General features: G+C 70.8%; 3 protein-coding genes. All 3 read right to left on the bottom strand.

Translation table 11 applies throughout. The features are described from left to right. Nucleotides 1–201: ferredoxin (locus ACL02U_RS32660; protein ID WP_412794635.1), on the bottom strand; the 201-nt coding region annotated here is incomplete at its 3' end. 63 nt (nucleotides 202–264) lie between these two features. Further along, entirely contained in the window at nucleotides 265–1497 is a 1233-nt protein-coding gene (locus ACL02U_RS32655; RefSeq protein ID WP_412794634.1) for a cytochrome P450, read from the bottom strand. Between the two features lie 98 nt (nucleotides 1498–1595). Continuing rightward, nucleotides 1596–4181, bottom strand: a 2586-nt coding sequence (locus tag ACL02U_RS32650) for a type I polyketide synthase (RefSeq protein WP_412794633.1), incomplete at its 5' end; no start/stop codon positions are given.

Genomic DNA, 4181 nt, shown 5'->3' with positions numbered 1-4181 from the left:
GGACGAGCCGTCCCCCACGGAGATCGCCGAGACGGGACACGTGAGGACCGCATGGTCCACCGCCGCCCGGCTCTCCGCTGTCGGAGTGTCCCCGGTGAGGCGGACGCGGCCGTCCTCGTCGTCCTGGGCGAACACGGCGGGCAGGGTGAGCACACACGTGCCGGAGCCGATGCAGCGCTCGCGGTCGACATGGATTCGCACCGGTCGTTCCCTTCCTCGTCTCAGGGGCCCGGGTCACCACTGCCACCCGGACCCCGAGGGCGGCTACCAGGTGACGGGAAGCGCATCCAGTCCCTGGATGAGCGTGTACTTCTTGAACGGCAGTTTCTCCGCCGGGACGGCGAGCCGCAGCGTGGGGATCCGGGCGAAGAGGGTGTTGTACACGATCTCCAGCTCGACCCGGACGAGGCTGGCGCCGGGGCACTGGTGGATGCCGTGGCCGAAGGCCGAGTGCAGGCCTATCTCACGGAAGATGTCGAGGCTGTCCGGGTTCTCGAAGGCGCGCTCGTCCCGGTTGGCCGAACCGTTGAGCGCGATGATGCCCTCGCCCTTGCGGATGAGGACGCCACCGATCTCGATGTCCTCCGTGGCCGTACGGGAGGTCGCGGAGTCGGCGATGCTCAGGTAGCGCAGCAGTTCCTCGATGGCGTTCCTGGTCAGGGAGGGGTCCTGCTTCATGCGCTCCAGTTGCTCGGGGTGCTCCAGGAGGACGCCGACACCGAGGACGATCATGTTGGTGAGGGTGTCGAAGCCGCCGGAGATGAGCATCCGGGCGAGAGCGACGATCTCCCGGTGCACCAGCGAGCCGTCCTCGCGGTTCTTCTGGATCACCCGGCCGAGCAGGTCGTCGGTCGGCACCTCCTCCTTCGACGTGACGAGCTTGTCGAGGTAGGCGTCCATCTCGGCCATCGCCGCGCCGATGTCCTCGGGGGTGACGTCACTGCGGACCGTGCGCTCCGCGAAGTCACGGAAGTGGGGGATGTCCTCCAGCGGCACGCCCAGGAGCTCGCACAGGATGAGCGAGGGGACCGGAATGGCCAGCTCGTTCAGCAGGTCGACCGGACCGCCGCGCTCCAGCATGGCGGTGACGTGCTCGTCCACGACCTCCTGGATGCGGGGGCGCAGCGCCTGCACGCGCTTGACGGTGAGCTCGGGGATGATGGCCCGGCGGTGCTGGGCGTGCTGGGGCAGGTCCATCGCCACCAGCGGCGTCTCCATCGCCGCGAGGGCCTCCGGCGGCACCGGGACCTGAAGCGGGTAACCGGGGTTGACGAAGCTCGAGCTCATGTTCGGCTCGGTCAGCACTCGTCGCACGTGCTCCTGGCGGGAAACGACCCAGACTTCTTTTCCGGAAACCGCCAGCTTCACCTTGGACACGGGCTTTTCGGCCCGCATTTCCGCGTATTCGGCCGGCGGCTGGAAGGGGCACTTGCGTTCCATCGGAAAGAGCGGCGGGTCGGTCTCCACGCCTTCCGCTCCGTCACTCGCCACGGTCATTCTTCCGTCCTCTCCCTATGCGAATTCATATGCGAATTCCACGTTGTCGCCCAGTATGGCCCCGGCCTGTTGCCGGAGCATCCCCTACCGAACCCCTACTACTTGAATATCTCGAGTTCGCTGTCGAGGATCCCGAAGAGTTCGTCGGCGGACGCGGCCTGAAGATCCGCGTCGACCGTGGGCGCCTCGGTCTCGAAAAGCAACTCGCTCAGATGAGCTGCGAGATCCGCCGCGGAGGGGTGGTCGAAGACCAGCATGGGTGGCAGGTTCCGGCCGGCCAGAGTGACCATCCGGTTGCGCAGTTCCAGCGCGCTGAGCGAGTCGAACCCGATGTCCAGGAAACCCCGGTCGGGATCGATCGCCTCGAGGCTGCTGTGCCCGAGCACCTCGGCCGCCCTGGCCCGCACCATTTCGAGCATGCGGCGGTCGCGTTCGGCCGCGGGCAGGCCCGCCAGCAGGTCCACCGCGGTCTCGGCGGCGCCCGCATCGGCGGCTCGGGCGGCTCTGCGGACCGGGACGCGGACGAGTCCGCGCAGCAGCGCCGGAACCTCACCCTCGTGTACGCGCAGCGCCGCCGTGTCGACCCGCATCGGGACGACCACGCTCTCGCCCGTCGCCATCGCGGCGTCGAAGAGAGCCAGCCCCTCCTCAGCGGTGAACGCCGGGAGTCCCCGGCGGCTCATGCGGTCGAGGTCGGCCCGGCTCAGCTCGCGGCTCATACCGGAGTCAATGGCCCAGGCTCCCCAGGCCAGCGAGGTGACGGGCAGTCCCTCGGCACGCCGCCGGACCGCCAAGGAGTCCAGGAAGACGTTGGCGGCCGCGTAGCCGGCCTGCCCCTGGGCAAGGACCAGTCCCCCTGCCGACGAGTAGAGCGCGAACATCGACAGATCGATGTCCCGGGTCAGCTCGTGCAGGTGCCAGGCGGCGTCCGCCTTCGGGCCGAAGCCCTCGTCGAGCCATGCGTCCGGCCAGGTGGCGACCAGACCGTTGTGGACCACGCCGGCCACGTGCACCACCCCGGTCAGCGGGTGCGCGTCCGGGACCGAGGCGAGCAGGTCCCGCACCGCGTTGCGGTCGGACACGTCGCAGGCGACGACGGTGGCGACGGCACCCAGTCCGGCCAGCTCCGCGACCAGTTGCTCGGCTCCGGGAGCCGCGGGGCCGCGACGGCTGGTCAGCAGCAGGTGCCGTACGCCCCACGTGGTGACGAGGTGACGGGCCAGCAGCGCGCCGAGCCCTCCGGTACCGCCCGTGATGAGCACGGTGCCCTCGGGCTCCGGTCGCCGGGGCTGCTCGTCCGGGGCGGCGGTGCCGATCCTCGCCAGTCGGGGCACGAGCACGTCGCCCGCCCGCAGCGCCGCCTCCGGCTCGCCCGACGCGACCACGCCGGCCAGCGCCCTGCTCGACTCCGCGGTGCCGTCCGTGTCGACGAGAACGAAGCGCCCGGGATGCTCGGCCTGCGCCGCGCGCACCAGACCCCACACGGGGGACGTGGCGAGATCCGGGAGTTCACCGTCGCGCACGGTCACGGCGCCACGGGTGACCACCACGAGCCGGGCGTCGTTGAAACGCTCCTCCGCCAGCCACGTCTGCACCCTGCGCAACACCTCCCCAGTGGATTCGCGCACCGCGTCCAGCACTTCCGCCTGGGCCGCCCGGCACTCGTGGACCACGGCGTCGGGCACCGACTCCGCGGCGAGTACGTCGTCCCAGGAGAGCAAGGTCAGGTCCGTGTCCGGTGCGGTGAGCGCGGTCCACTCGACGCGGAACAGGGACTGGTCGGCATCGGACCCGGACGAGCGGAGCTGCTCGGCCGACACCGGCCGGAACGACAGAGCCGCCACGGAGGCGACGGGCGCGCCCTCGGAATCGGCCAGTTCCAGGGCCACGGTGCCGGGTGTCTCCCGCAGCAGGGCGACACGCAGCGCGGTGGCCCCGACCGCGTGGAGCGAGACTCCGCCCCAGGAGAACGGCAGCAGGGTCTGCTCGTCGCCGGTCTCACCGAGGCTGAGGGCATGCATCGCCGAGTCGAGCAGCGCCGGGTGCAGCCCGAACCGGCCGGCTTCCTCCCACGACTCCTCGGGCAGGGCCACCTCGGCGAAGACGTCGTCACCGCGCCGCCAGGCCGCCTTCAGCCCCTGGAAGGCGGGACCGTAGGCGTAGCCCTGCCGGAACAGCAGGTCGTAGATGCCGGTCACGTCCACGGGCGTGGCACCCGGCGGTGGCCACTGCGTGAGGTCGGCGGACGGGACCGCGGTGTCCTCCGCGAGGACACCGACACCGTGCAGTGTCCAGGGCACATCGGCCGCGGCACCGGGATCACGCGAGTAGATGTGCAGTGTCCGTCGGCCCTCCGCGTCCCGCGCCCCGACGGAGACCTGCACGTGCAGTCCGCGTCGTTCGGACAGGATGAGCGGTGCCTGGAGGGTCAGTTCCTCCACGGTCCCGCACCCGACCTGCTCTGCGGCCCTGGTCGCCAGCTCCACGAAGCCGGTGCCCGGCAGCAGCAGGCTGCCGAGGACGTCGTGGTCGGCGATCCACCGCTGGGTGTCGAGCGCGAGCCGGCCGGTGAGCACGATCTCGTCCGTGTCGGCCAGCCCGATCGCGGCGCCGAGCACGGGGTGGTCCACCGCGTGCTGCCCCACCGTGGCCACACCCATGTCGAGACCGGCCTGGGCGTCGGC

Origin of the sequence: Streptomyces sp. MS06, from assembly GCF_047200655.1 — a bacterium.
Classification (GTDB): domain Bacteria; phylum Actinomycetota; class Actinomycetes; order Streptomycetales; family Streptomycetaceae; genus Streptomyces.
Note: the sequence above shows the minus strand (reverse complement) of the source record. Positions and strands in the feature narration are given on the sequence as shown.